The sequence below is a fragment of the Nonomuraea sp. NPDC050227 genome (assembly GCF_044459705.1).
GTDB lineage: Bacteria > Actinomycetota > Actinomycetes > Streptosporangiales > Streptosporangiaceae > Nonomuraea.
The window spans coordinates 248753-274757 of record NZ_JBITJF010000002.1; the positions used below are offsets into that span (position 1 = coordinate 248753).

Consider the following 26005-nt stretch of genomic DNA (forward strand, 5'->3'; position numbering starts at 1 on the left):
AGGGTCGGCAGAGTGAAGACCGTGATTCCCGGAGGAACCGGACAGGTCGGCGAGATCCTCCGCCGGGCGCTGACCTCCGCCGGCCACGAGGTCGTGGTGCTGACCCGCAGGCCGTCCCGGAAAGGCGAGGTCGCCTGGGACGGCGCGACCCTGGGCGCGTGGGCGCGCGAGATCGACGGCAGCGATCTCGTGGTCAACCTGGCCGGACGGAGCGTGAACTGCCGTTACACCCCCGCCAACCTGCGGGCCATGATGGACTCCCGGGTGCGCTCCACCCAAGTCGTGGGACGGGCGATCGCCGCCGCCGCACGTCCGCCCCGGGTCTGGCTGCAGATGAGCACCGCCACCCTCTACGCGCACCGCTTCGACGCCCCCAACGACGAGGCGACCGGCCTGATCGGCGGCGACGAGCCCGGCGTCCCGGGCTACTGGCGCTACAGCGTCGAGATCGCCAAGGCCTGGGAGCGGGAGCAGGAGCGGGCCGAGACCCCGCACACGCGCAAGGTCGCCCTGCGCACCGCCATGGTGATGAGCCCCGATCGCGGCGGCGTCTTCGACGTGCTGCTGCGCATGGCCCGGCTCGGCCTCGGCGGGCCACTGGCGGGCGGCGCGCAGTACGTGTCCTGGATCCACGACCGCGACCTCGTCCGCGCGGTCGAGTTCCTGGCCGGGCGGGACGACCTGGACGGACCGGTCAACCTGGCCGCGCCCGGGCCGCTGCCGCAGGCCGCGTTCATGCGGACGCTGCGGTCCGCCTGGGGCGTGCCGGTGGGCCTGCCGGCGACGCGGTGGATGGCCGAGCTCGGCGCGTACGCGCTGCGGTCCGACACCGAGTTGCTGCTCAAGAGCCGCCGGGTGGTCCCGGGGCGGTTGCTGGAAGCGGGTTTCGCCTTCGACTACCCGCAGTGGCGGGAGGCCGCCGACGACCTCGTCCGGAGGGTGCGTCGCGGGAGGTGAGCGCGCCCGACGCCGCGCGGGGGCGGGCGAGAATCCTTGCGCGAATATCGTAAGGTGCCTTACGGTTTTCCTCATGATCAATTACAGCGAGATGGAGGACAGGCTGGGCGTGCCCATCGGGGTCGAGGAGGCACGGTCCCGCTGGGGGGCGCTGGTGGGCGCGGCGGGTGAGGGGCAGATCACGCTGATCACGCGGGAGCGCTGGGAGTGGGCCGCGCTGGTGCCGCTGTCCAAGGTTCCCGGGATGCTGACCGGATTGCCGGTGGTGTCGTTGTCCACGGCCAAGGCGAAGCTGGGGGAGCTCGTCCGGCAGGTCTCGGAGCCGTACGACGACAGCCCTGTGCTCCTGGCCCGGCACCGGACGCCGGTCGCCGCGCTGATCGCGGCCACCCGCCTGCTCGGGCCCGGATCCGGTGAGCGAGCCGCGCCGCAGAGGGCGGCCGACGTGGAGGCGCTGCTGCGTGACGGCTGCACGGTCACCCTGAGCCGCCATCCGACCGGGTCCGGAGTGATCGCCGTGGCGCGTGACGGCGACGGCGGCGAGGTGGCCGTCGGCACCGGCGACACCGCGGAGCAGGCCCTCCGCACACTGGCCTGAACCTTCCCCGCACGGGGCGCCGACTCCCGCAGCGCCCCCTGTGCCCGCCCCCTGCATCCGGATCTGCGTGCGGCGCCCTCTGCGTGTGCGCCGCTGCGCGTGCACCTCCGCCCGTGCTGCTGCCCGCACGTGCCCCCACCCCACCTCACCGCCACCCTCGCCCGCGCCTGTGGCCGGACGTTCCCGGGGCTGGGATCTTGACAATCGGCGGGGTGGGCTCTTTCCTAGAGGAGGATTCTAGAAAGAGTGGGGCATGAACGTTCAGGCGGTCCGGTGTGACTGAGTCCGAGGCCGTCGCGGCGGTGCCGGTGGCGGGGGCGGAGGATGAGGCGGCGCAGCTCCGGTACGCCTGGCGGGCCGTCTCGGTCACCAGCCTCGGCATGTTCCTGACCGGGCTCAACTCCAGCTCGCTCAACGTGGCCCTGCCCGCCGTCGTCGCGCACTTCCGCGTCGGCGCCTTCCTGGCGAGCTGGGTGCTGCTCGCCTACATGCTGGTCAGCTCGGTCGGGCTGGTGGTGTTCGGGCGGGTGGCCGACCTGTTCGGCAGGCGCGGCACGTACTTACTGGGGTTCGTGGTGTTCACCGTCGCGAGCCTGGCGGCCGGGTTCGCGCCCTCGATCGAGGTGCTGCTCGCGGGCCGCGTCGCCCAGGCGTGCGGCTCGGCCATGATCCTGGCCAACAGCTCGGCCATCCTGGCCCGCGCCTTCCCGCCGGCCCGGCTGGGCCGTGGCATGGCCGTCTACATGGCCATCATCTCCGTGGCGGGGCTCGTGGGGCCGTCGTTCGGCGGGTTCCTGGCGGGCGCGGCGGGCTGGCGGTGGATCTTCTGGTTCAACGTGCCCGTCGGGGTCGCGGCCATCGTCTGGGGCGCGGTCACCCTCCGCCCGGTGCCGAGGGGCCCGCGCGAGCGGCTGGACGTGCCGGGGATCGTCCTGCTGTTCACCTGGCTGAGCGGCCTGCTGCTGGCCCTGTCGCAGGGCAGCTCGCTCGGCTGGCTGAGCCCGTGGGTGGTGGCGGGCGGGGTGGCGTTCGCGGCGGCGGCCCCGGTGTTCGCACTGGTCGAGTGGCGCAGCCGGACGCCGCTGCTCGACCTGCGGCTGTTCGGCGACCGCGGTTTCGCGCTGGCGAACCTGGCCGCCGTGCTCAACTCGCTCGGGCAGTTCTCGATCGTGCTGGTGATCTCGTTGTTCCTGCAGTCCACCCGGCAGTTCGAGCCCGCCCAGGCCGGGCTCGCGGTGCTGCCCGTCTCGGCCGCCTCGGCCCTGACCTCGCTGGTCGCCGGGGCGCTGACCGGACGGTTCCACCCGCGCACGGTGGCGGTGGCCGGCTCGGCGGTGAGCGCGGCGGGCATGGCGGTCATGCTGGCCGCGCTGGACCCGTCCGTGCCCTACGCCTGGCTCGGGACGGCGCTCGCGCTCGTGGGCGCGGGCAGCGGGCTGTTCATCACCGCCAACACCACCGCGATCATGATGGACGCGCCGCAGGACCGGCTCGGCGTGGTCAACGGTGTACGGCTCATGCTGGTCAACGTCTCGACCGTGATCAGCACCGCCATGTCGCTGGCGATCGTCGCCGCGTCCGTGCCGGCCGCCGAGCGGCACCTGGTCTACGCCGCCGACCCCGCCCGGCTGTCCGGCGTGGCCGACGTGCTGCAGGACGGTTACCGGCTGGCGGTGGGCGTCCTGCTGGTGCTCGCCGTGGCGGCCACCGTGGTCACGGCGGTGAGCCGGACGGGGGCGCGCCGGGCGGCGGCGTAGCGGCTCACCTGGCGTCGAGCGAACGCGTCGGCGAGGGGGTGAGGTGGCCAGGGACGAAGTGGCGGGGGCGGGAATTGGAGTTCCACGTTGCGCCGCGTTTGACGATTAGTGAGGAAATATGGTCATCTCGTGACCATTGTTTCTGATGGGATGAGTTAGACGGGTTCGGGGGAACGCTTCATGCCGCACGCCCTTCTGCGCGTGCTCGCTTCGACGTCCATCGCAGCCACGGCACTGGCAGGTCCGCCCGTCGCCGCAGCCTCCGGTCACGCCTCGACTGCGCGAGGGGGCCAGGCGTCGGCGGGTGGTCAGGTGATGGCGCAGGCGGTGCCCGGGGTTCCGGAGCCGCCGCCTGCCGTGGTGCGGGTTCCGTCGGGGCCGTCGCCCGCCGTACGGGCGATGGGGAAGGGGCCGGTGGGGCCGGAACGGCTGCAGATCACCACGCCCGCCGGGACGGGTCTCGCCGACGCCATCGCCGCCCAGGCCGTTCGGCGGCAGGAACGGCAGGGGCTCGGACGGCGGGCCCCCGACCCCGCCGCCCTCCTCCCCGACACGACCGGCGCCGCCCCTCTGACCCTCCTGCGCCCGCCCCCGTCCGTCACCAAGGCCCTGGACGCCCTGCGCCTGGACATCCGCCCCCTGATCCGCCCCCAGGGAGGCGGCGTGGTCGTCTCGGCGAGAGGGCCGGTGGGTGATGCGGCCGGTGGGGCTCTGCCGGCGAGGCAAGGGGTGACGTATCGGTTGTGTGTGGTGGGGGTGGAGCGGGCGGTGGCGTGTTCGGCGCGCAGGCCCGTCGCCGTGCCGGTCGCCGCGGACGTCACCGGCGACGGCCTCCCCGACCTGGCGGCCGACCTGATGCCCGTCGCGAACCCCGGGAGCGGGGGCATCGGGCTCGGGTTCGCGGTCAGGAGCCTGTCCGGGAAGAGGGTCAGGGCGCTGGTCTGGGCCGAGTACGACGACAAGGTGACCGTCGGCTTCGACGGCCTGCGCGGCGGCGCGTCGCTGTCGGCGCTCGACCGCGGGACGTTCTCCATCGACCCGGACGGCCGGACGGTCAGGGCGAACGTCACCCGCAAGGACCCGGGACCGTCCGCCGTCACCCTGGCAGGGCTGACCGGACGCACGGCGGTGAGCCTGCGCCAGACCCCAGCCACCGAACGACTCACGGTCGAGGCCACCCTCGACTCACCAACCCCGGCCGCCGAGCGGGACGCCACCACCTCTCCAGAGGTCGAGCTGGACGTCACCGCGTCGCGTCCCGCCAGGCTGGACGCGGTCGCCGTCTCCCCGGGCCGCTACACGCAGGCCGTACTGGACCGCATGCCTGCCCGCGCCCACGTGCGCCTGGCCGGCGGACGGATGCGCTTCACCGCCCCAGCCCCGATCGCCCGCGCCGAGCTGCACACCCACCTTTACCGCGACGGCCGCCTGGCCACGGCGGCGAGCGCCGAGCTGCGCGAGGTGCCCCGCTCGTTCACCGCCGCCCACGTCGCGTCCGGCGGCAGGCAGAGCCTGACCGTCGAGTCGTCGGGGCCCGCGCGGGCGGGCTCGGCCAAGGTGCTGTACTACGACCGGGCCGCGTCCGGGACCGTGCTGCGGGCCGAGCTGAGCGGGCTGCCGGCCCGGGTCCGGTTGGAGAGCGACCCGGCCGCGCACCGCGTCACGCAGACGGCCAGTTCGCCGATCGGCCGGTTCGCCGCGGTCCTGCAACGCGGCGGCGGCGCGATCTCCAGCCCCGCCGGCGGCCACGTCACCCTGATCAAGAACGGCGACGCCGCCGGGGTCTCGGCGCTGCTGTCCGGCGTGTCGGGGTTCGACGTCACCTACGGCAGCGCGCCGCACGCCCGCCTGGAGGCCAGGGCGAGCGGCCGGCCCTTCGTGGCCGCGGGCCTCGACGGGAGGCGCCTGGCACGCCTGGAGATCTCCAACACGCCCGCCGAGGCCGACCTCACCCTCGACCCCGCCGCCGGAACGGCCGTCTACCGGGCCGGCGGCGCGATCGACCGGGTCCGGGCGGCCTACGCCGACGTCCGGAGCGGGCCGACGATCGACGGCACGGTCCGCGGGGTGCGTGGGGACGTCAGGACCGCGTGGACGCTGGGCGAGCGCTCGTCGGTCGAGGTCGCCACGTCCGGCCGGCTCCGCGGCCTCCGCCTCTACGCGGCCAGGTCGTACGTCACCGCCCTCGACGGCGCCTCGGCCGGGGACGACGTGCGGGTGGCGGTGGAGGGTGTGCCGAAGCGGGCCGAACTGGCCGCCGACACCGCGGCCGGGACGCTCACCTGGACCGCGAGCGCCCCCGTGGCCAAGGTGTCGGCGCTGGCCCGGATCAGGACGGGCGGCCGGGTGCTCAGGGCCGCCGCCGACGTGACCGGCGTCCCGGCCCGCTTCGAGGCCGCCTGGAAGGACGGCGTCTACCGCTTCCGCGGGCTGTCCGGCCCGGTGCGGTCGGCGGCCCTGGCCGTCGCCAACCACGACGGCGCCACGTCCCCCAGCGGCCCGCACCTGGCCGCCCACTACGACCGGACCGGCGGCGACCTGGACGCGAGCGTGCTGGTCAGGGGCCTGTCGCGGGTCGAGCTCAGCCCGTCCGGCCAGGGGTTCCTGGCCCGGTTCCGGGCCGCCAGGCAGCGGCTCGCCGTGGACGCCGACATCGTCCTGGGGGACGTGCGCTTCGGCGTCCTCGGCAGGGTGGGGCCGGTGCCGGGCGACCTGACCGTCGCCGCCACGCCCGAGGGCAGGCTCACCTACTCCGGCTCCCGGCTCGGCGTGACCGCCCGCGCCTGGCTCGGCAGGACCGCCGCGCTGGCCCGCATGCGTCCCGCGCCCGCCGTCGAGGGCGGCCTCTCGCTGGCGGACGGCGGCTGCCCGGCCGGCGGCTGCGGTCAGGGCCCGTTCTGCGCGGCGGGACGCGGCTGCTACGGCCTGCAGGGCTACCTCGACGTCACCGGCCTGCCCAGCCAGGTGACGATCGACCCGGCGGGCGGCACGTTCGCCTTCTCCGGCTTCGCCCCCAGACGCCGGACCCTCGCCCTCCACCTGGACAGCAGCGTGCTCGCGCCGGTCCCGATCAGGGCGCGGGCCACGCTGACCCGGCTGCCGGCCAGGATCACCCGGTTGTCCCTGGGCCCGTTGGACGCCGGGCACGTCGCCTACCGCGTCGAGCCGCCTGCCACGCTGGGCGCGCTCGACGTGCGGGCCGAGGCGGGCGGGCTGCGCGGCCACGTCGCCCTCGACCCGGTGCCGGCCGCCGTGGACGTGCGGGGCACGTACGGGGCCCAGACCCGGATCCGGGTACGGAACTCCGCGCCGGTCGAACGCCTGACCGCCGAGGTCACCCTGCCCGGCCGGGGCAGCGGCGGGCTGCGGCTGACCGACGTCCCCGCGGTGCTCGGGCTCGACGCCGACGCCTCGGCCGCCGGGCTGAGCGTCCCCACGCTCACCTACCGGGGCGGCGCGAGCACCCTGGACGGCCGGCTGGCCGTGGACGGCCGCCTGGTGGACCCGTCCGGGCGGCTCGGCGGGGTCTCGCTCGCGGTCGAGGACCTGGCCGCCGACACGACGATCCGCCTCAATCCCGACCAGTCGCTCGATCTGGTCTCGAAACCGGGGCCGACGGGCCGCGTCGCGGTGGGCGCCGGGTTGCGCGTGGGCCCGGTCCAGCGGCAGCGGATCGCCGTGTCCAAGGAGGTGCCGTACACCTCGGGGTTCCTCACCTACCAGGTCGGCGGGGACTTCGCGCTCGGCGCGAGCGCGGTGCGGGAGGTGTCGCTGGCGGTCCGGCGCGTGTCCTGGTTGCGGGTGCGGCCGGGGCGCATCCCGTTCGGGCTCAAGGCGCCGGCCGCGGCCGGGTTCCTCGCGCCCGGCTTCGAGGGCGCCTACGACCGCCTCCGCCTGACCGCCAAGGGCGTGGACCTGCGGCCGGACGTCTCCCTGCGGGTCAGGCTGAGCAGGAGGATCGGCGCGGACGCCTTCACCGGCTCCCTGCGGCTCACCCGGGCCACCTCGCTCGCCCTGCGCCGCTACGACCAGCGCATGCGCCGCATCGGCGCCCGCCAGGAGATCGCCGCCGCCGGGATCGGGCTCGCCTGCCTCACCGTGGACGCCAAGCCCGGCTTCGCCTCCGGCGGCAGGGGCGGCTCGATCACCCTGCGCGGCTCCGACGGCCCGCAGATGGTGTCCTTCCTCGACCCCGGCGGGCAGGCCCCCGACTACGCGGTGGACCTGCTGACCCACTTCATGTCGCCGTTCCCGGACGCGGGATGGAAGGTGGCGGCGGCCACGGCCGGCTCCTGCGCCCGCCCCGGCCGCCCGGAGCCCCGGACGCGGGACCGCTGAGCCGGGTTCACCACGGCCCCCGGTAACCGGCCGGGGGCGTGGCCCCCTCGTACGGCGGCACCGCCCGGCCCGCCAGGAACGCCCGCAGCGTCGCCAGGTACGCCCCCCGCCCCTCGGCGTAGACGAGCCCGGCACCGGGGATCGCCCGCCGGACGTCGGTGGCCGCCGACCAGCTCTCCCCGTCGCACGCCCCCTTGACCACCAGGACGGGCGCCGTCACCCGGGCCAGCCCCTCCCGCATCCCAGGCGGCGACGGCCGGTCCACCAGCCACGCATACCCACCCGAACCGTCCGACTGGGTCAGGGGCGGCTTCCCGGCGGGCCGGCCCTCCGGGCAGACGGCGGAGCCTGCGGCGCGGGCGTCGAGTTCGGCGTCGCCGGCGAACGCGTGCGCCGCCGCCGGTTCGACCCGCAGCAGCGTGTAGACCGCGAGCATCCTGGGGGTGGGCGGGCCGTCGTCCAGCAGCGTCGCGGCACGGGCCCGGTCGAGGTCGGCGGGGGAGGCGAGCACCGCCCTGGACACCCCGTCCGGATGGGCGGACAGGTAGGCCGCCGCCAGCCGGGCGCCCTCGCCGCGCGCGACCAGGGTCATGCGACGGGCGCCGATCGCCTGCCGCACCTGCTCCAGGTCCGCCACGTCGCGGCCCAGCCCGTACGCGGCCGGGTCCGGCAGCCGCGCCGAGCGTCCCGCGCCCACCCGGTCGTAGACGTACACCTCGTGCCCGTCGGCGGCCAGCCGCCGGTAGAACGCCGGATCGGCGGCCAGGTCCGCCAGGCCGGCCGCGCCGGACAGGAAGACCACCGGCTCCGGGCGGATGACCCGCTTCGGCGCGACCCGTACGTACGCCAGCCGCGACCCCGTCGGCAGCCGCCACTCGCGCTGCCCGGCCACCGGCGACGGGGCCCCGGCCGGCGCCGGCGGCGGGGTCAGCGTCGCGTCCGCGACCCGCCAGACCACCGCCACCTCGACGGCCAGGATCAGCGCGGCCCGTAACCACCGCCCCCAGGTCGCCCGCGGCCGGGGCACGCACACCAGCAGCCCGAGATAGAACACCGAGGCGAACACCGCGAGGCCGGTCACCGTGAACACCCCGGGCCGCGCGCCCACCATCGCCGTCCCGGCCAGCGCGGCCAGCCCGGCGACGGGCGACAGCGCGAGCACCGCGACGCCCGCCACCATCCCGGCAAAAGACCTCACAAAGGGGACGCTAGCCCGTGACGGGGGAGGGGAGCGAGCGGCCCAGGCGGATGCGCAGGCGGTCGCCGGTGCGCAGCGTCTCGCGCACGGTCCACACCCGCTCGTCGATGACGGTGCCGTTCGTGGTCATGTATCCGCCGACCCTGAGCACCGGACGTCCCGAGGCGTCGCCGAGGAGCTGGGCGCGCGACTCGGAGTCGTCGGTGAACAGCACGAGGAAGTCCTCGGCGTCCGCCGGGGCCTCCAGCACCAGGCCGGGATAGAGATGGGAGGAAGGAACCTCGATCACGTATTCGATCACGCGACCTCCACTACCCCGTACGCGCGCTTTCAGCTTCCGCCGGCGGAGGATAGCGCTTACCTGGGCTGATGAGGTGAAATATCAGGGTTGCCTACAGCTTGGAGTCCCCCCGTGTCCTTGTTCGACCTCCCGATCGAGCAGTTGCGCGCCTACCTCCCCGACCGCGACGAGCCCGCCGACTTCGACGACTTCTGGTCCCGGACGCTGGCCGAGGCCGAGGCGTTCGACCCGGCCGCCGAGTTCGTGCCCTACGACCTGCCGCTGAGCGGCGTCGACGTCTACGACGTGTCGTTCGCCGGGTGGGGCGGCCACCGGATCGGCGGCTGGTTCATCCTGCCGCGCGGCGTGCGGGAGCCGGTGCCGTGCGTGATGCACTACATCGGTTACAGCGGCGGGCGCGGGTTCCCGAAGGACCACCTGCTGTGGCCCACGGCCGGCTACGCGGTGTTCGTGATGGAGACCCGGGGACACGGCGGCGCGAGCCCCACCAGCCCCGGCACGACCGGCGACCCGCACGGCAGCGCCAACGTCCAGGCGCCCGGCATGATGACGCGCGGCATCCTCGACCCCGAGGACTACTACTACCGGCGCGTGTTCACCGACGCGGCCAGGGCGGTCGACGTGGCCGCGGCCCATCCGGCGGTGGACGCCGGGCGCATCGTGGTCTCGGGCGGCAGCCAGGGCGGCGCGATCGCGCAGGCCACGGCGGCGTTGCGCCCGTCGGTGCGGGCCGCGCTGGTGGACGTGCCGTTCCTGACGCACTTCCGGCGGGCGCTGGAGATCACCGACCGGGACCCGTACCAGGAGGTGGTGCGCTTCCTGGCCTCCCGCCGGGACGGCGCCGACCAGGTGTTCCGCACGCTGTCGTACTTCGACGGCGTCAACTTCGCCGCCCGCGGCCGGGTGCCCGTGCTGTACTCGGTCGCGCTCATGGACTACGTCTGCCCGCCCTCCACGGTCTTCGCCGCCTACAACCACTGGCAGGGACCGAAGGAGATCACCGTCTGGCCCTGGAACGGGCACGAGGGCGGGTCGGGCTACCAGACCGAGGAGCAGGTCCGCTACCTGCACAAGCTCCTGGCCGGCTGACCCGGGTGCGGGGCCGCCGTACCGGCGTGAGCACCGGTACGGCGGCTGCCCGTCACACCGCCTGCGGGGTCACCATGAACGACACGCTCCCCTGCGCGTCGGCCCCGGCGTCGAGGGACTTGTCGTCCAGCACGGTCGCGGCCACGGGATCGAGGTAGACCCGCGCGCCCTCGGTCTCCACCACCTCGTCGGCCGGCTCAGGGGCCGTGGCCAGGGAGAGGGTGAGCGAGTTCGCGCCCTCGCCCTGCGACGAGATGCGGATCCCGCCCTGGGCGGGTTCCGGCGCGGACGCGGTCAGGTCGCGGATCGCCTGGGCTGCGTTGGCTGTCAGGGTGAGCACTACGGCTCCTCCAAACGGTCGACGTACAGAAGTTGCCTGCCATTCCCCCCATCCCGGAGCCCAACCCTTCTTGGCGTTTTCTTTACCGTGAATTCCCGGCCGGTGGACAATCGCGGCGTGGATGCCGTCCGGCTCAGGCACGCCATGGTCGCGGACCTGCGCGAGCGCCAGGAGATCGCCGACGACGTGGCGGACGCGCTGCTCGCCGTGCCGCGCCACCCGCGCCCCAGGTCCGCCCGGACGAGAAAACCCCGACGCCGCCGATCCGACCGGGCGACGGACCCCCGCCCCAGAAAGCGCCGCCCCAGAGAGGCCCACGTCAGAAAGCCGCACCTCAGAGAGTGCCGCCCAGGGGCCGGGACAGGAGTTCGTCATCGTGAAGCGGCACACCACGCTGGTGCTGGGGTTCGGTTAGACGGTCCACTTCCCGTCGAGCATCAGGTCGCGCCCGGCGAGCTCGTTCACCTCGCGCCACGCCTGCACCAGCACCGGCGTGACCCAGAAGTACGTGTACGGGCCGCGCGACACCCGCGGGTCGAACCCGGTCTTCACCGCGAACGCGTCCCCGATGTCGCCGGGGATCGTGGCGGCCGGCTGCGCGGTCACGGTGCCGTGGATGAGGACGACGTCCCTGGTCAGGCCCAGGCCGAGGCGGACGGTGCCGCAGTCGAGCAGGTTGCGGGCGGTGGGCGTGGCGTCGGCGGTGGACAGCAGCAGCCGGTGCCCGTCCCACAGGAACGACAGCGGCGTCATGTACGGGCCGCCGTCGCCCGCCGTGGCCACCCAGGCGTCGACGTCGTGTTCGAGCCGGTCGAGCGTGTCCCGCTTGCGCTGCTCCGGTGATCGGGCCGGTGGCGTCATCCTTCTCCTCGCGCTCTCGGCGGTCAGGTCCGACCGCGTCTCGTCCGTCAACATGATGACGGCTCACGGCGGCGGCCCGCGACACCCGGCAGCCAGGGTGCGACGCGGCGCGCCTGAGGGGGAAGTCGCGAGCGCATGGTTACTCTCTGTGTCGGAGAAGTGTCACCATGTCATAGGAAACCTCATGCGTACTCGTCTGACCATGCTGCTGGCCGCCGCGGCCGTCGTCGCCCTGTCCGGGTGCGGCGAAAGCGCCACCACCAACACCGCGGGGCTGGCGCCGCGGACCGACGCTCAGCCGTCCGAGCAGGACAGGACCTGGATGGCGACCATCCACCAGGGGAACCTGGCCGAGATCGAGGCGGGCCGGCTGGCCGAGAAGAAGGGCGCCACCGACCAGATCAAGTCGATCGGCCGGATGCTCGTCGACGACCACACCCAGTTCGACAAGAAGGTGACCGAGACCGCGAGCCAGCTCGCCATCCAGCTTCCCGCCGCGCCGACCTCCGCCCAGGCCGCCATGGCCAAGCGCCTGCAGGACGCCAAGGGCAAGGAGTTCGACAAGGAGTTCGTCGTCGGCATGGTCAAGGCCCACAAGACGGCGATCGAGGCCACCAAGGAGGAGATCTCCAAGGGCTCGTCGCCGGCGGTGGTGGCGCTGGCCAAGTCCGCGTCCCCGACGCTGCAGGAGCACCTCAAGGCGCTGAAGAAGGCGCAGGAAGACTACTGACGAGGGCGTCCGCGATGCCCGGCGGCACGGGCCCTCCGGCCGCGCTCGACTCCTTCGCCCGCGCCGCGGCGCGCGTGCTGGCCGGGCTCCGGCGCGGCCGCGCGCTGCACCGGCGCGGGCTGCTCCTGGCGGGCACGCTGACGGTCGAGGCGGCGCCGCTGGGGGAGCCGGGCGAGCACGAGGTGCGGGCCCGGCTGTCCAAGGGGCTGTCCCTGCCGGGCCGGCTGCCCGACGTGCTGGGGCTGGCCGTGCGCCTGCCCAACGGGGTGGACCTGTTGCTGTCCACCGGCGCGGGCCCTGTGCCGGTGCCGCGCCGCACCTTCACGTCGGGGCCGTACTCAAGCCTCACGGCGTACGTGTACGGAACCGGCCGGTACCGGCTGGTCGCCCGGCCCGAGGGTGAGCGCGTGCCCGCCGATCCCGCGCTGCTGCCCGGCGCGCTGGCCCGCGGCCCGCTGCTGTTCCACCTGTGGGCGGGCGGTCGCTACCTGGCCCGCCTGCGCCTGCACACCGCGCTGCCCGGCGCGGACCTGACCTTCGACCCCGTGCTCAACAGCGCCCCCTGCCTGCGCCCGGCCGGATGGACGGCCAGGCTGCGGCGCGCCGCCTACGAGGGCTCCCGGCAGGGCCGCGGCGTGCCTCCGCCGTAGGCCGATCCATGGCAAAGACTGGCCGACCCGTGTGTGCAAATGCGACTCTCTGGGGTATTTGTCCTTTTTGAACCAGGACGAACAATCGGGGGGATCGTCGTGGCTATGCAAACAGAGATCCGGAGCCTGCTCGAGTGCCATGTGATCGGGTCGGACGGACAGTCGATCGGCAAGGTGGGCCAGGTCTACCTCAGTGACCGCACCGGCGAGCCGGAGTGGGTGACCGTGCGCACGGGGTTCTTCGGCATGAAGCAGACCTTCGTGCCGCTGGCCAACGCCCGCCGTTCCGGGGACGAGATCAGGGTCCCCTTCGACAAGGAGATGATCAAGGGCGCGCCCAACATCGACGTGGACGGCCGCCTGTCGCTGGAGGAGGAGGCCGAGCTCTACCGGTACTACGGGATGCAGCCGTCCACCATCCCGTCCCAGCGCTCGCCCGCCGCGGGGGAGCGGCAGGCCCAGCGGCCCGCCGGAGAGCCGCGGACGACCGGGGAACGCGGCATGCGCCCGGGCATGACCGGCCAGCCGCCCACCGGCCAGACAGGCGCGATGGGCCAGCCGGGGCAGCCGGGCCGGATGCGCGGCCGGGACGTCGGCGACCGCGACATGGACATGACCGCGTCGGAGGAGCAGCTCCACATCGGCAAGGAGAGCCGCGAGAGCGGGCACGTCCGGCTGCGCAAGTACGTCGAGACCGAGAACGTCCAGGAGCGGGTGCCGCTCGCGCACGAGGAGGTCGTGATCGAGCGCGAGCCCATCAGGGACGGCGAGCCCGGCACGTACGAGATCGGCGAGGACGAGCAGCAGATCACCCTGCACGAGGAGCGGCCGGTGATCGGCAAGGAGACCAGGCCGGTCGAGCACATCCGCGTGCACAGGGAGCGCGTCGAGCACGAGGAGACCGTCGAGGGCCAGGTCAGGAGGGAACACCTGGAGGTCGACGAGGACAGCGAGGCGCGCGAGCACACCCGCAACCGCAACCGTGGGGACGACCTCCCGCCCAAGCGGTAGGAGGCCGCGCCCGGTCCCACGCGGGGGCGCCCACGCGCCCCCGCCTCACCACACCCACCTCCAGAACACGTCCCGCGGTCAGGGCGAGCTCTCGGCCTGACCGGCGTTCAGGGGAACCGACTCCTGGCCGGCGTTCAGGGAAACAGACCCCTGGCCGGTGTCCGGGGGGACCGACCAGCTGGGGCGGGCGTTCAGGGTGGCCGGCTCGAAGCCCGCGAGCTGCTTGTAGTGCAGCGAGATCTTCTCCAGCGTGTCCCTGGGGATGACCTCCTCGATGTCGGCGAACCCGTCGGGGGCGCGTTCGTGCGCCATCCGCAGGACGACCTCGGGCCCGTCCTCGCGGTTGGCCAGCACGATCCGGTTGGTGACCGGCCGCCGCCGGCTCTCGTAGAACTCCAGGCCCTGGCCGGTGGCCAGCGCGTGGGCCAGCACGCGGGCGTCGATGACGGCCTGCGTGCCGCCGTTGGACCCGGTCGGGTACATCGGGTGCGCGGCGTCGCCCATCAGCGTCACCGTCCCCGACGACCAGTACGGCAGCGGGTCCCGGTCCACCAGCGGGTACTCGTACGCCTTGTCGGCCGAGGCGATGAGGCCGGGGATGTCGAGGGCGTCGGAGCGCACGTCGGCCACGTGGTGCAGGAACTTGCCGATCTCCACCTCCCGGTTCCAGTCGCCCCGGGGGACGGTCTCAGGGGCCCGGTGCTGGATGGCCCAGTTGACGAGCTGCGTGCCGTCGGGGTCCGGCGGCGCGATCGGATAGATGACGATCTTCTGGGCGCCGTCGCCCGCCATGATCATGGATCGGCCGGTGAGGAACGGCCGCGCCCGCGACGTGCCGCGCCACAGCACGTGACCGCCCCACAGCGGCTCGCCCTCGCCGGGGAACAGCGCGGCCCTGACGCCGGAGCGGATGCCGTCGGCGCCGACGAGCAGGTCGGCGTCGTGGTCGAGCCCGGTGACGGGCGAACCGGTCACCACGGCGTCCGGGCCGAGCCGCTCGCGTACGGCGTCGAGGAGCAGGAGCTGCAGCCGGCCGCGGTGGATCGAGTACTGGGGCCAGGCGTGGCCCGCGGCCCGGCCGCGCGGCTCGGTCCAGATGCGCTGCCCGCGCCGGGTGACGAAGGTCAGGTCGGCCGTCTCGACGCCGACGCGGGCCAGGCGGTCGCCCAGGCCGAGCTCGATCAGCTCGCGCACGGCGTGCGGCAGCAGGTTGATGCCCACGCCGAGCGGCCGGATGTCCTTGACGGCCTCGTGCACGGTCACGTCCGTGATGCCGGCCGCGTGCAGGCTGAGGGCGGCGGTGAGCCCGGCGATGCCCGCCCCGGCGATGACCACCCGCCGCGGGCGTCGTCCCGCGAGGCCCGTCATGAGGGGCCGCCGGGAAGGAGCAGGGTGGAGACGTCGAACGGCGCCTCCAGGTAGCCGTTGCCCTTGAACTCCAGCATGAGGTCGGCCACCCGCTGCAACCGGGCCCTGTCGACGGTGGTGGAGTAGCCGCCCAGCGCCATCAGGTCGGCCGTCGCCTTGTCGATTTTCGTGTACTTGAGCAGCGCGGCCTTGGCCTGGGCCGGGTCGGCGACGGCCAGGTCCACCGCCTTGCGCAGGCCGCGCTGGAAGGCGGCCACCGTGCGCGGATTGTCGGCCGCGAAGCCCTCGGTGGTCAGGTAGCCCGCCATCGGGAAGTCGGCGGTCGCCCCGGTGAACAGGTCGGACAGGCTGCGGGCCCCGCTGGTGGCGGCCGCGGTCTGCCAGAACGGCTCGGGCAGCACGGCGGCGTCCACGTCGCCGTTGGCCAGGGCGCCGGCCATCTGCGGGAAGGGCCGTTCGACGAAGGTGATGTCGGCGGGCGCCACGCCGGCGGGCCTGAGCAGCGCGCTCACGGCCAGGGTGGCGACGTTGCCGAGGGTGTTGACGCCGACCTTCCTGCCCTTGAGGTCGGCCAGCTTCGTGACGGGCGAGTCCTTCCTCGTCATCAGGACGAAGTTGCCGGGCTTGGCCGCGTAGGCGTCGCCGACGACCTTCAACCGGCCCACGCCGCGCGCGGCGGCCAGCATCGCCGAGACGTAGTTGCTGTGCAGGACGTCGAGCTTGCCGCTGATCAGGTCGGGCATCGCGGCGGCCCCGCCCTGGATCACGACGGGCTTGACGGTCAGCCCCTCCGCCGCGAAGAACCCCTTGTCGATGGCGATCTGGACGGGTGCGACCTCGGGAAGGGCCAGCATGCCGAGGTTCAGCACGGCCTTCTCCGGCCCGCCGGACGACGGCCGGGGGTCCGCCCTGCCGCACCCGGTCATCGCCAGGGCGAGGGCGACCGCCGCGAGTAACAGACGCATGAAAACGCTCCCAGAGAGTTGAGTTCGCGAACAAAGCGTGCCGGGGAAAAAGAACAGCCGTCCGGCAATCCTCCGCATTCCCGGGCGGCTTTATTCGGTCGCGCCGTAATGCGCCACCAACCGGCGTTCCAGAATCAGGAAAACCTGATTGAGCAGATAACCCAGAACCCCGAGCACGGTGACGGCCGCCCACATGCCCGGCAGGTCGAAGGAACGCTGGGCGGCGCGCAATCGGAAACCGACGCCGTCGGTGGCGAAGAATTCGGCGATCACCATGAGGATCAGCGCGAGCGACAGGCTGAGCCGCAGCCCGGCGAGGATCTTCGGGGCCGCCGAGGGCAGCACGACGCGCAGCAGGCGCTGCCCGGCCGACAGCCTGAAGACCCGCGCGGTGTCCAGGTGCAGCCGGTCCACGTCGCGGGCGCCGTCGGCGGCGTTGACCAGCACCGGCCAGACGATGCCGCACGCGATGGTCATGACCTGCATGAGGGTGCCGGTCGAGAACAGCGCCAGGAACACCGGCAGCAGCGCGGGCGGCGGCAGCGCCCGGCAGAACTGCACCGCCGGGTCCACGAACCTCGACAGCAGCGGCGAGCGGCCCATGGCGACCCCGGCCGCCACGCCCACCACCCCGGCCAGCACCCAGCCGGTCAGCAGCCGGCCCAGGCTGTGGGAGAGGTCGTCCAGGGCCGTCCGGCTGATCCACAGCTCGCGCAGGCGCAGCGCGATCGTGGACGGCGGCGGGAAGTAGGGGTTGCCCGCCGCCCTGGTGGCCGGCTCCCAGACGGCCACGACGACGGGCACGGCCCACAGCCGCGCCACGGATCTGATCATCGTGCCGCTCCCGTCAGCGTCGTGTGCCAGCGCAGCAGCCGCCGGAAGGCGTGGGCGAGCAGGGCGTTGGTGAGCAGGCCGAGCGCGCCGGCCCACAGGGTGGCGGCGATGGTCAGCCGCAGGCCGTCCGGGCTGCTCTCGGCCACGATGATGAAGTGGCCGATGCCGCTGGTGCCGGCCAGCAGCTCGGTGCTGACGGCCAGGATCAGGGCGATGGCCGCGGCCACCCGCACGCCGGTCGCCACGAAGGGGGCCGCGCTCGGCAGGCTGACCCGCCACAGGACGGCCGGCGGGCCGAAGCCGAAGGCCCGCATCGTCTCCTTGGCCAGCGGGTCGACCTCGCGCAGCCCGTACATGGTGTTGAGCAGGACGGGCCAGGTCGCGGCGTACACGATCATCGCGACCTCCGTCTCCAGGCGGCCGGTGAAGACGAACGCGGCCAGCGGGATGAGCGCCACCGAGGGGATGGGCCGCAGGAACTCCAGCACGGGACGCAGGGCCCGCTCGACCGGCGGCAGGCTGCCCAGCAGCAGCCCGGCGGGCACGGCCACCGCCACGGCGGTCAGCAGTCCGAGCGCCCACGCGCCGCAGGTGGCCAGCACGTCGGCCAGGAAGGCGGGGTCGGCGGCGAGCCCGGCGGCGGTGGCCAGGACCGCCGAGGCGAGCGGCAGCTCCAGCTGGGAGACGAGCCCGAGGCGGCCGGCCGCCTCGGCGGCGCACAGCAGCGCGACGGTGCCCGTCACGCCGCACACGGCGGCGCTGTCGAAGGGGCGGGAGGGGATCAGGCGCACGGCGACGGCTCCGCGCCGGGGGAGTGGGGCGGCAATTTATCGGCTCTCCGGAACATCGGTCCGGCCATTCGTCACCGCGGCAGGCCGGAAGGCGGGCAGAGAGGAACGGAAGTCACAGTAATCGAGCCGCGCGTTTCCGCCCGGCCGGGAAAACTTCGGTCCCGAAAAGCCCGCCGGGTCCGGGCGTCACATTCCGTAGGCTCGCGCCATTTCGGCCCGCCTGATAAGCCGCATATTCCGGCCGGGTTCAGCGTCCGTAGAGTTCGAGTTCGCTGAGCATGCTGCAGGAGTCGCCGATCTCGGCGTCGCAGTCGTCCGTCGGCTCGGTGACGACCATGACGTGCGCGCCGGTGCGGGCCACCGTGTGGTAGCGCATGGCGTAGTCGGTCCGGTCCTCGACGGTGACGACGGGCTCGCCCCAGGAGCGGCCGTCGGCGGAGACGTACACGCGAGCGCCGGCCGCGTGCCCGGGGCGCAGAGCGAGGCCGATCCGGTTGATCGCGTATGGGCGGTCGAGGTGCAGGACGTACCGGCCGGGGCCGGCGGCGACGGCGCCGGACCAGTAGTCGGTGCTGCCGTCGAAGGCGCCCGCCGGGCCGGTGCGCGGCCGGCCGGGACGGGTCCAGCGCATGTCGGTCTCGACCTTGAGCGCGCCGCGGCGGTACAGGGCGGCCAGGTCGAGCAGGTCGGGGCCGGGGGGCGTGACGGTGAACAGGCGGCGCTTGATCGCGTACCAGCCGCCGTTCTCGAACTTGCCGTGGGCCGGGCAGGCCGTCTCGTTGAGCAGCCCGTCGGGGCGCACGCCGGGCAGCTTGCAGTTGTCGAACACCTGGATCAGCCGGTGCGGGCCGACCGCGGCCACGGCGGTGTAGCCCGAGGAGCCGTGCACGTCCCGCACGCCGTCGCTGTTGCGGTACGTCACCGTCTGCTGCCGCCACTCCTCGCCGATCCCGTCGGGGGCGATCGCCAGCCAGTTGTGCGGACGCCCGGCGCTGAGCACGAGCACGCCGTCCGGCATCAGCAGCAGCCGCGGCGCCACGCCGCGCACCAGGCAGTCCTGGCCGTCGATGCGCAGCGGCCGGACCGGCGACCAGGTGCGGCCGCCGTCGGAGGAGCGGCTCTGGTGCAGCGTGGAGGGCGGCTCGCCGTCCCTGCGCAGCACCGCCAGCAGGGAGCCGTCGAGCGTCTGGGCCAGGGCGGTCTCGTTGTAGACGAACGGCCCTTGGGGCGGGGCGATCACGCCGCGCCTGGCGAACGTGCGGCCGCCGTCGTCGCTGGCGAACACCTCCGCCTGGTAGGCCTCGGTGTCGCCCTGGCGGATGTAGGCCGTGAACAGGATCGTGCCGTCGGCGAGCTGGATCGGCAGGCCGTGCGCGGCCCCGCCGGAGGCGCCGGCGTCCGGCGAGGAGACCGTGGCCTCCCAGCGCACCCAGCTCTCGTCGTGCGCGGAGGTGGAGGACAGCACGCCCAGCTTGGCGGTGCCCGGTCCGGAGCGCCGCAGGTAGTACTCCAGGGCCAGCAGCCGGCCGTCGCGCAGCTCGATCGGCGCCTCCCGCAGCGGCGTGCGGTTGCTCGGGCCGAACGTGACGCCGCCGTCGTCGGAGGTCGCCGACTCGCTGGAGAGGGTGACGACCTTGTCCACGTTGGTGGCGTAGGTGACCAGGAGCTTCCTGACCGGAGCGCCGTCGCGGCCCACCGTGTCCAGCGCCGCCACGCTCGGGAACCCGGCGAAGTCGAGCCGCTGCTCCGACGACGGCTCGCGCTCGGCGGGCGTCGGGTACGGGTAAATCCACCGCGGTGAGACATCAGTGTCGATCAGGTAAGGCCCCTCCGGAACCGACTTGCCGGTGAACTCCGGCATACGGCAGAACGTCTCGCCGGCGTGCGTGACCCCATGGGCCGCGGGCAGCCCGGCGGCCAGGAACACCGCCGCCAGCGCGGCTCTGGGCATCGCCACCGGGGACTCCTTCCTCTCGTGGCCGCTCGCGGGCGGCCGCCTCGCGACGGGCGAGGCCATGCCTTGTCTCTGCCCCCTCCGGCCCCTTGTTTCACCTGCGTCCCAGGGTTGCCAACCGTGCGTCCGATAGGTATTCGTTAAGTGTCAGTTGACAGCGACGTGCTGCGACCCGAGGATCAGAGCTGCAGGATTAAGTGTCAATTTACGTAGGAGGGACCTTCGGGTCTGGAGGTGGCCTCAGATGAGCATCGAGCCCAGGGCGCGAGTCGCCCCCGAGCGCGTGCCGCCGGTCTGGGCGGCGGACCCGGCGCCGGTGGCGCCGGAGACGGCGGCGCAGCAGAAGGTCGTCCAGCGCATCTGCGCCAGGGTGGCCCCCGAAGGGGTCGAGGTCGGCGTCGGCGAGCTGCCTCCCGGCGGCCTGCAGGTGTGGATCGACGCCCCCGTCCACGTCGACCCGCGCGAGGCATGGGTGCTCCACCACCGCATGGCCCGCGAGGTCAGCCTCGTCGGCTGGCACTGCGAGGCCGACAGCGACCGGCTGCTGGTGCTCGGCTGGAGCGCCGCCTGCCTGCACAACCGCATCAGGCTGCTGCAGAGCGGGCTGAAGCGGCTGTCCGACTTCGAGCACACCGCGCAGCGGGCCGTGCAACTGGAGGGCGAGGACCCGCGGGGCCGCACCGCGGCCGACGTCGCCGCCGCGACCCGCGCCGCCGTCGAGCGGCGGCTGCGCTGGCCGGCCCGGCTGGCCGAGCTCGACGGGTTCGACCGCAGCTCCGGCCTGTCCCACCTGCAACTGCTCCTGGCCCAGGTGGTCGGGCTGGAGTCGAAGGTGGCCGCGGCCTGCGAAGAGCACCTGATCATGGCCCGCGCCCTCGCGTGGTCCGTCTGCGAGCACTACGCCGCCCACGGCGACCTGCCCAGGGCGCAGCGCGAGGTGCTGGCCGAGACCCGCCGGTGGGTGCACGCCAGCTCGATCATCCGCGGCACCGCCGCCGTGCGTCCGGCCGGCGCGCCCCGTCCGCACATGGGGCTGACCGAGCGCCGGATCGCCGCCAGCGTCATCAACCACGGCGTGCCGAGGGCGACCCCCACGGCCGTCATCCCCCGCTCCGGCCACCAGGAGAGCACGTGACGACCCACGTGCCGCTCCACGGGCGGCAGCACGCACAACCCGTACGAACCCTGTAGGAGAGCTCCCGTCATGCGAACCCCACCGCATCTGCCCGCGCTCGTCCGGCACGAGTCGTCCGACACCGGACGCACCCGCGCCCGCCGCCACCCCTACGGCCCGCACGACGTGCCCGCACAGGCCGCCCCGCGCGGCTCACTCGACTTCCCCGCCCCCGCCCCCGCCCCCGCCGCCGTCCCGCCCGCGCCCTACGAGGCGTTCACCGAGCAGCGGCTGCGTGAGATCAGGGAGATGTCCACCCAGGCCATCGGCTCCATCGACGACCTCCTCCAGCACACCGCCTGACGTGATTTCGCATCCCCCGAGGAGAGCCATGCAGGGACTATCGCGAGTGGATCTGCGGCCGCGTGACGTGGGCGCCCACCGACCGCGTTCGCTGGCGGGCACCGAGACCCCGCACACCCTGGACGAGGTACGCGCCCTCGTCCGCCGGGCCATGGTGAGCAAGAGCCGCCTCTACCCGGTCAGCACCGGCAGGAACTGGGGCATGGGCTCCGCGCTGCCGGTCACCGAGGACAACGTCGTCGTCGACCTCAGCCGGATGAACCGCATCCGCGGCCTCGACCTGGAGGCCGGCTACGCCGTCATCGAGCCCGGCGTGACCCAGGCCCAGCTCGCCGAGGCGCTGCGGGACACGCCGTGGATGCTCAACGTCACCGCCTCCTGCGCCGACACCTCGGTCATCGGCAACGCCCTCGAACGCGGCGACGGCTGCTTCCGCTCCCGGGTCCAGGACGTGGCCGGCATCGAGGCCGTGCTCGCCGACGGCAGCGTGATCACCACCGGCGGGCTCGACCCCACCGGCGTCTACCACGGCCGGGTCGCCGGGCCCGACCTGACGTCCGCGTTCGTCCAGCACAACCTGGGCGTCGTCACCGCCATGGCAGTCTCGCTGGTGCCGCGCCCGGAGACGATCGGGCTCGTGCACGCGCGCATCCGGCGCGACCAGGTCGGCGCCGCGATCGGCGCGATGACCGGGTTCCTGCGCCGCGGCAACCCGGCAGGCGGGCTCATGCGGCTCCGCGAGCTCGCCCTCGCGCCCGGCCGCGACGGCGGCTGGCTGCTGCCGGCGGGCGTGGACACCGGCAAGTTCACCGTCCTCGGTCCGCTGCTCGGCACCGGCGCCACCGTCGAGCTGGCCGAGGAGATGCTGCGCAAGGCGCTCATCGAGGTCGAGGGCGGCGAGACGCTGCGCGTGCTCGACGCCGCCGCGGTCGGCCCCGACGACCCGCTCTACACCAGGGCGCTCACCGCCCAGGGCGTCCCGACCTGCCAGGGCGTGCGCAACGCGCTCGGCGTCACCTCCTGCGACCAGATCGACGCCGGCGGCATGGGCTTCCTCGTGCTGCTGCCGCTGATGCCGCTGCACGCCGCGAAGACCGAGCGCATCCTCGACGCCCTGCAGACCGCCGTCGACACCCACCGCATCGCCCTGATGGTGGAGTGGAACCTGGTCAGCCCGCACATGGCCAACGCCGTCATCCAGATCTTCTTCGACCGGGCCGACGCCGACGCCGCCCACCGCGCCCACCAGCTGCGCAACGACGCGAGCTGCCTGCTGCGCGGCAACGGCTGCGCCATCTACCGCTCCGACATCGACCACGCCGCCGCCGACGTCTGGTCCGAGACCAGCACCGCCAGCCTCGGCATGCTCCACCGGCTCAAGACCGCTCTCGACCCGGACGGCCTGCTCTCTCCCGGCCGTTACGGCGCCTGACCCCCTAACCACCCCGCGCCGGTCGCACCCACCGCAGTGTGCCGGCCGGCGGGGAACCTGAGGCTTTCTTGCGAGGAGGACCGAGTGCGTGAGACACCAGTGGCCGTCAGAGCAACCGGCGTGACCCGCCGTCACGCCGTGATGCTGCGGCTGGTCGGCGCGGGCGTGATGCTGACCGTGATGGCCGACACCACGGCCACCACCCTGGCCGTCGGCGTGCTGCGTTACACCCCCGCGGGCGCCGGCATGCCGCTGGGCGACCTGGTCTGGCTGACCAGCGCCGCCTTCATCCCGATCGCGGCGCTGCTGGCCACGGCCGGCCGCTGGGCCGACCTGTTCGGCCGCCGCCGGGTGCTGGCGTTCGGGCTGGTGGTCTTCGTGGCCGGCGGGATCGCCACCGTGGCCGCGTCGTCCTGGTCGTTCGTGCTGGCCGCGCGGGCGGTGCAGGGCGCGGGCGCGGCGGCGATGATCCCGGCCAGCCTCGGGCTGCTGCTCGGCGAGCTGCCCGAGTCGCAGCGCCGGGGCGCGATCGCGCTGTGGAGCTCGGCCTCCGGGCTCGGCTGCCTGCTCATGCAGGCCGGCGGCGGCTGGCTGGCCGCCACCGTCGACTGGCGCGCCCTGTTCGTGCCCGACGTCGTCATGGGCGTCGCGCTGCTGATCGCCTGCGCCGCGCTCCCGTCCGGCAGGCGCGCCGCGGCCAAGGGCGTGCCGGACGTGCTCGGCGCCTGGCTGCTGGCCGCCGGGATCGCGGTGATCGTGCTGGCCATCTCCAAGGCCATGGCCTGGGGCATGGACGTCGTGTGGCTGGCCGTCGCGGCCCTGGCGCTGCTCGGCGGCGCGCTGGCCCAGGCCAGGCACCACCGCCTGCCGGCCATCGACCTGGCGTTGTGGCGGCAGCGCAAGTTCGTCTGGGGCTGGCTGGCCACCTGGTTCTTCGGCGCCCTGTCCTACGGGCTGCTCACCGTGCAGCCGCTGTACCTGCTGCACCTCGGCTACCCGATGCTGGAGGTGGCGATGTGGCTGACGCCCACCTCGGTGGCCGTCGTCGTCACCAGCTACCTGGCCGGCAAGCTGCTCAAGCACATCGGCGCGTACGGCCTGATCTACGCCGGCTCCCTGCTCTGCGGCGGCGCGTGCGTGCTGGTGCTGACCCAGTCAGGGCCGACAGTGTGGGGCCTGATCGCCAGCGTCGTGGTCGGCATGGGCGTCGGCGCGCTGGCGCCCGGCACCTCCGTGGCCACCACCCTGGCCGCCCGCCCCAGCCAGTACGCCTCCGCCGTCGGCGCGGCCACCATGGCCCGCATGGTCGGCGGGGCCGTCGGCATCGCCGTGGTGTCCCTCGTCATCGACCACCCGTTCATCCTGACCGGCCCGCTGGCCGGGCTGGCCGGCGCGCTCGCCATGTGCGTGGCCATCTCGGTGTTCATCGGGGCCATCGCACTCACCAAGATCACCCGGCTGCGGACCGACCCGGGCGACGACATGATCAAGGTGCCGCGCCGGCTGCTGCTGGAGCTGCGCATGACCCTCGCCACCGTCGCGGCGGAGGCCGACGCGCTGCTGCCTGTCGAGACCCGCACGACCCCCAGGGATCACATCCCGAGGCCCCGGGCGGCAGAGAGCTCGGAGACCTACGGAACCACGCACGTCTAGTACAACCTCAAGAAGGGCTCTCGTCATGGCAACCACCTCGTGCGACGTGGCCATCGTCGGCGCCGGGCTCGGCGGCTGTTTCCTCGCACTGCTGCTGCGCCGCCGCGGGCAGCGCGTCGTCGTCATCGAGCAGGGACCTTCGATCCCCAGCGCGGGCGCCGACTTCCTCAAGCCCCCCGGCCTGCGGGTGCTGGCCCGCCACGGGCTGGCCGAGCTCGTCGAGCGCCACGGCCTGCGGCGCGACCTCATCCGCTACTACCACGACGGCGAGCCGATCAGGGAGTGCCGCTTCCCCGACGGGGGCTTCCTCATCCGCCCCTACCGCGAGCTGGTCGAGCTCATCTACGCCTGCTGCGCGATGGAGGGCGTCGAGTTCTGCTTCGACGCCGCCATCGAGCACGTCGAGCGCGAGGGTGAGCGCATCGAGCTGCTGACGCTGTCCGACGGCAGCCGGCTGCGCGCCGACGTGGTCGTGGGCGCCGACGGCACCAGGTCGGCCGTGCGGCGGGCGCTCGACATCGACCAGGTCACCATGCCCTACGACCGGCTGCTGATGCGGGTGGCCACCGTGCCGCTGAGCGCCAGCGTCGCCCAGCTCAACCGGCTCTACTTCAGCTCCGGCGGCTGGCTCGCCTACCTCTACCCGCTCGACAAGGACCAGGCCAGGGTGTTCGTCGGCCTGCCCCCCGAGCAGGACGACGAGGTCTTCGGCCGGGGCGCCGCCGGCCTGCCCGACCTGCTGAAGGGCTTCGTCACCGACAGCACCGACGCCTTCGCCTCCCTGCGGGCCGCCGCCTGGCAGCCGATCAGGGTCTCGTCGCTGCGGGTGGGGGCGTACCACAGGGGCAACGCCGCGCTGCTCGGCTCGGCCGCCTTCGCCTGCCACCCGATGACCGGCATGGGCATGAGCTACACCCTGTACGACGCCGAGATCCTGGCCGACGTCATCTCCGCGGCCGGCGGCGACCTGCCGCTGCTCGACAAGCTGCTCCAGGCCCGCTACGAGCCGCGCCGGCAGGCGCACCGGCAGCTCATCGACTACGGCGACGCCCTGGCCGCCACGTTCCACGACCGGCGGGCGTACCTGCGGGCCTTCCGCGCCGACCTGCACATCTACGGCGACGAGGCAGCGCCCCGCACCGCTCCCGCGCTGCAGCCGATCTGATCCCGCCGCCCTCCGGGAGGCCCCGGCGCGCCCGCCTCAGAGCCGTGCGGGCGGGGCGGCCGGGCCCCGGTAGGGCAGGGTCTGGCTGTAGACGATGTTGGTCGTGGTGCTGCCGAACCGGGCCAGCTCGTCGATGACGCGTTCGAGGTGGGGCATCGAGCCGGCCGCCACCTTCAGCGTGTAGCAGTCCTCGCCGGTGGTGCGCAGGCATTCCAGGATCTCCGGGCGCTCGCCGAGCAGGCGGCGCAGCGGCTCGTGCCGGCTGCCGGGATACTTCAGCCGCACGACGGCCAGCACGCCGAACCCGACCTTGCACAGATCGACCTCAGCCCGGTAGCCGGCGATGACGCCCAGCGCCTCCAGCCGCCTGACCCGCTCGGTCGTCGCCGAGGCGCTGAGGTTGACCCGGCGGCCCAGCTCGGTCAGCGGCAGCCGGCCCTCCCGCTGGAGCTCCGCCAGGATCGCCCAGTCGGTGTCGTCGAGATCCTCGGCCATCCGGCGAATATACCGGCAGATCCACGGCGATCCCCGCCGCA

23 protein-coding genes are annotated in these 26005 nt (G+C 73.8%); 13 read left to right on the forward strand and 10 right to left on the reverse strand.

Annotation, left to right across the window (positions count from 1 at the left end):
* Positions 1–12 precede the first annotated feature (12 nt).
* The 4 genes from ACIBK9_RS08365 (at position 13) to ACIBK9_RS08380 (ending at position 7650) form a co-directional block, all read left to right on the forward strand.
* Positions 13–957, forward strand: coding sequence for a TIGR01777 family oxidoreductase (locus tag ACIBK9_RS08365; protein WP_397156297.1), 945 nt, complete (start codon positions 13–15; stop codon positions 955–957).
* A gap of 73 nt (positions 958–1030) precedes the next feature.
* Positions 1031–1555 (forward strand): type II toxin-antitoxin system prevent-host-death family antitoxin, encoded by a 525-nt coding sequence (locus ACIBK9_RS08370; RefSeq protein WP_397156299.1) that lies wholly within the window; start codon positions 1031–1033, stop codon positions 1553–1555.
* A gap of 275 nt (positions 1556–1830) precedes the next feature.
* Entirely contained in the window at positions 1831–3312 is a 1482-nt protein-coding gene (locus ACIBK9_RS08375) for a DHA2 family efflux MFS transporter permease subunit (protein WP_397156301.1), read from the forward strand.
* 315 nt (positions 3313–3627) lie between these two features.
* Positions 3628–7650 carry a hypothetical protein gene (locus ACIBK9_RS08380; protein WP_397156303.1) on the forward strand — a complete coding sequence of 1341 codons (4023 nt, stop codon included), beginning with the start codon at positions 3628–3630 and terminating at the stop codon, positions 7648–7650.
* Between the two features lie 7 nt (positions 7651–7657).
* Here ACIBK9_RS08380 and ACIBK9_RS08385 read toward each other — a convergent pair whose 3' ends face one another.
* Both ACIBK9_RS08385 and ACIBK9_RS08390 read right to left on the reverse strand, forming a co-directional pair.
* On the reverse strand, positions 7658–8848 hold the full coding sequence (locus ACIBK9_RS08385; RefSeq protein ID WP_397156305.1) for an alpha/beta fold hydrolase: 1191 nt from the start codon (positions 8846–8848) through the stop codon (positions 7658–7660).
* 10 nt (positions 8849–8858) lie between these two features.
* The gene (locus tag ACIBK9_RS08390; protein ID WP_364337599.1) at positions 8859–9149 is read right to left on the reverse strand and encodes a hypothetical protein; all 291 of its coding nucleotides are present in this window, start codon (positions 9147–9149) and stop codon (positions 8859–8861) included.
* A gap of 111 nt (positions 9150–9260) precedes the next feature.
* On the opposite strand from ACIBK9_RS08390, the gene ACIBK9_RS08395 reads away from it, so the two are divergent.
* Positions 9261–10238 (forward strand): acetylxylan esterase, encoded by a 978-nt coding sequence (locus tag ACIBK9_RS08395; RefSeq protein WP_397156307.1) that lies wholly within the window; start codon positions 9261–9263, stop codon positions 10236–10238.
* Between the two features lie 52 nt (positions 10239–10290).
* Here ACIBK9_RS08395 and ACIBK9_RS08400 read toward each other — a convergent pair whose 3' ends face one another.
* Positions 10291–10578, reverse strand: coding sequence for an iron-sulfur cluster biosynthesis family protein (locus tag ACIBK9_RS08400; RefSeq protein ID WP_352327979.1), 288 nt, complete (start codon positions 10576–10578; stop codon positions 10291–10293).
* A gap of 411 nt (positions 10579–10989) precedes the next feature.
* The gene (locus tag ACIBK9_RS08405) at positions 10990–11439 is read right to left on the reverse strand and encodes a pyridoxamine 5'-phosphate oxidase family protein (protein WP_397156310.1); all 450 of its coding nucleotides are present in this window, start codon (positions 11437–11439) and stop codon (positions 10990–10992) included.
* 184 nt (positions 11440–11623) lie between these two features.
* Between ACIBK9_RS08405 and ACIBK9_RS08410 the strand changes: the two genes are divergently transcribed.
* The 3 genes from ACIBK9_RS08410 (at position 11624) to ACIBK9_RS08420 (ending at position 13830) form a co-directional block, all read left to right on the forward strand.
* A complete protein-coding gene (locus tag ACIBK9_RS08410) occupies positions 11624–12169 on the forward strand; it encodes a DUF4142 domain-containing protein (protein ID WP_358286231.1) in 546 nt (181 codons plus the stop codon).
* A 14-nt stretch (positions 12170–12183) separates the two neighbouring features.
* A complete protein-coding gene (locus ACIBK9_RS08415; RefSeq protein WP_397156312.1) occupies positions 12184–12819 on the forward strand; it encodes a hypothetical protein in 636 nt (211 codons plus the stop codon).
* Positions 12820–12924: 105 nt separating this feature from the next.
* On the forward strand, positions 12925–13830 hold the full coding sequence (locus ACIBK9_RS08420) for a DUF2382 domain-containing protein (protein WP_397156314.1): 906 nt from the start codon (positions 12925–12927) through the stop codon (positions 13828–13830).
* 78 nt (positions 13831–13908) lie between these two features.
* Here ACIBK9_RS08420 and ACIBK9_RS08425 read toward each other — a convergent pair whose 3' ends face one another.
* From ACIBK9_RS08425 to ACIBK9_RS08445, 5 genes are all read right to left on the reverse strand, one after another.
* Entirely contained in the window at positions 13909–15198 is a 1290-nt protein-coding gene (locus tag ACIBK9_RS08425; RefSeq protein ID WP_397156316.1) for a flavin-dependent oxidoreductase, read from the reverse strand.
* Positions 15195–16163 carry an ABC transporter substrate-binding protein gene (locus tag ACIBK9_RS08430; protein ID WP_397156318.1) on the reverse strand — a complete coding sequence of 323 codons (969 nt, stop codon included), beginning with the start codon at positions 16161–16163 and terminating at the stop codon, positions 15195–15197. Before ACIBK9_RS08430 ends, ACIBK9_RS08425 begins: the two co-directional genes overlap by 4 nt.
* A 90-nt stretch (positions 16164–16253) precedes the next feature.
* Entirely contained in the window at positions 16254–16997 is a 744-nt protein-coding gene (locus tag ACIBK9_RS08435; protein WP_397156320.1) for an ABC transporter permease, read from the reverse strand.
* Positions 16994–17788, reverse strand: coding sequence for an ABC transporter permease (locus ACIBK9_RS08440; protein WP_387669469.1), 795 nt, complete (start codon positions 17786–17788; stop codon positions 16994–16996). Before ACIBK9_RS08440 ends, ACIBK9_RS08435 begins: the two co-directional genes overlap by 4 nt.
* Before the next feature lie 247 nt (positions 17789–18035).
* Positions 18036–19739 (reverse strand): exo-alpha-sialidase, encoded by a 1704-nt coding sequence (locus ACIBK9_RS08445; protein ID WP_397157557.1) that lies wholly within the window; start codon positions 19737–19739, stop codon positions 18036–18038.
* Positions 19740–19986: 247 nt separating this feature from the next.
* Here ACIBK9_RS08445 and ACIBK9_RS08450 point away from each other — a divergent pair, with 247 nt between their 5' ends.
* From ACIBK9_RS08450 to ACIBK9_RS08470, 5 genes are all read left to right on the forward strand, one after another.
* On the forward strand, positions 19987–20877 hold the full coding sequence (locus tag ACIBK9_RS08450; RefSeq protein WP_387669467.1) for a hypothetical protein: 891 nt from the start codon (positions 19987–19989) through the stop codon (positions 20875–20877).
* A 69-nt stretch (positions 20878–20946) separates the two neighbouring features.
* On the forward strand, positions 20947–21219 hold the full coding sequence (locus ACIBK9_RS08455; RefSeq protein WP_397156323.1) for a hypothetical protein: 273 nt from the start codon (positions 20947–20949) through the stop codon (positions 21217–21219).
* A 46-nt stretch (positions 21220–21265) separates the two neighbouring features.
* The gene (locus ACIBK9_RS08460; RefSeq protein ID WP_397156325.1) at positions 21266–22651 is read left to right on the forward strand and encodes an FAD-binding oxidoreductase; all 1386 of its coding nucleotides are present in this window, start codon (positions 21266–21268) and stop codon (positions 22649–22651) included.
* Positions 22652–22735: 84 nt separating this feature from the next.
* A complete protein-coding gene (locus ACIBK9_RS08465; protein WP_358286251.1) occupies positions 22736–24304 on the forward strand; it encodes an MFS transporter in 1569 nt (522 codons plus the stop codon).
* Between the two features lie 25 nt (positions 24305–24329).
* A complete protein-coding gene (locus ACIBK9_RS08470) occupies positions 24330–25469 on the forward strand; it encodes an FAD-dependent oxidoreductase (RefSeq protein WP_397156327.1) in 1140 nt (379 codons plus the stop codon).
* Positions 25470–25505: 36 nt separating this feature from the next.
* Here ACIBK9_RS08470 and ACIBK9_RS08475 read toward each other — a convergent pair whose 3' ends face one another.
* Positions 25506–25964 carry an Lrp/AsnC family transcriptional regulator gene (locus ACIBK9_RS08475; protein WP_397156329.1) on the reverse strand — a complete coding sequence of 153 codons (459 nt, stop codon included), beginning with the start codon at positions 25962–25964 and terminating at the stop codon, positions 25506–25508.
* Positions 25965–26005 lie beyond the last annotated feature (41 nt).

Bases quoted from the DNA above. Each gene is read 5' to 3' on its own strand.
- ACIBK9_RS08370 (WP_397156299.1), top strand. From the start codon at position 1,031: ATGATCAATTACAGCGAGATGGAGGACAGGCTGGGCGTGCCCATCGGG.
- ACIBK9_RS08380 (WP_397156303.1), top strand. From the start codon at position 3,628: ATGGCGCAGGCGGTGCCCGGGGTTCCGGAGCCGCCGCCTGCCGTGGTG.
- ACIBK9_RS08405 (WP_397156310.1), bottom strand. From the start codon at position 11,439: ATGACGCCACCGGCCCGATCACCGGAGCAGCGCAAGCGGGACACGCTC.
- ACIBK9_RS08410 (WP_358286231.1), top strand. From the start codon at position 11,624: ATGCGTACTCGTCTGACCATGCTGCTGGCCGCCGCGGCCGTCGTCGCC.
- ACIBK9_RS08415 (WP_397156312.1), top strand. From the start codon at position 12,184: ATGCCCGGCGGCACGGGCCCTCCGGCCGCGCTCGACTCCTTCGCCCGC.
- ACIBK9_RS08420 (WP_397156314.1), top strand. From the start codon at position 12,925: ATGCAAACAGAGATCCGGAGCCTGCTCGAGTGCCATGTGATCGGGTCG.
- ACIBK9_RS08425 (WP_397156316.1), bottom strand. From the start codon at position 15,198: ATGACGGGCCTCGCGGGACGACGCCCGCGGCGGGTGGTCATCGCCGGG.
- ACIBK9_RS08430 (WP_397156318.1), bottom strand. From the start codon at position 16,163: ATGCGTCTGTTACTCGCGGCGGTCGCCCTCGCCCTGGCGATGACCGGG.
- ACIBK9_RS08435 (WP_397156320.1), bottom strand. From the start codon at position 16,997: ATGATCAGATCCGTGGCGCGGCTGTGGGCCGTGCCCGTCGTCGTGGCC.
- ACIBK9_RS08445 (WP_397157557.1), bottom strand. From the start codon at position 19,739: ATGCCCAGAGCCGCGCTGGCGGCGGTGTTCCTGGCCGCCGGGCTGCCC.
- ACIBK9_RS08450 (WP_387669467.1), top strand. From the start codon at position 19,987: ATGAGCATCGAGCCCAGGGCGCGAGTCGCCCCCGAGCGCGTGCCGCCG.
- ACIBK9_RS08455 (WP_397156323.1), top strand. From the start codon at position 20,947: ATGCGAACCCCACCGCATCTGCCCGCGCTCGTCCGGCACGAGTCGTCC.
- ACIBK9_RS08470 (WP_397156327.1), top strand. From the start codon at position 24,330: ATGGCAACCACCTCGTGCGACGTGGCCATCGTCGGCGCCGGGCTCGGC.
- ACIBK9_RS08475 (WP_397156329.1), bottom strand. From the start codon at position 25,964: ATGGCCGAGGATCTCGACGACACCGACTGGGCGATCCTGGCGGAGCTC.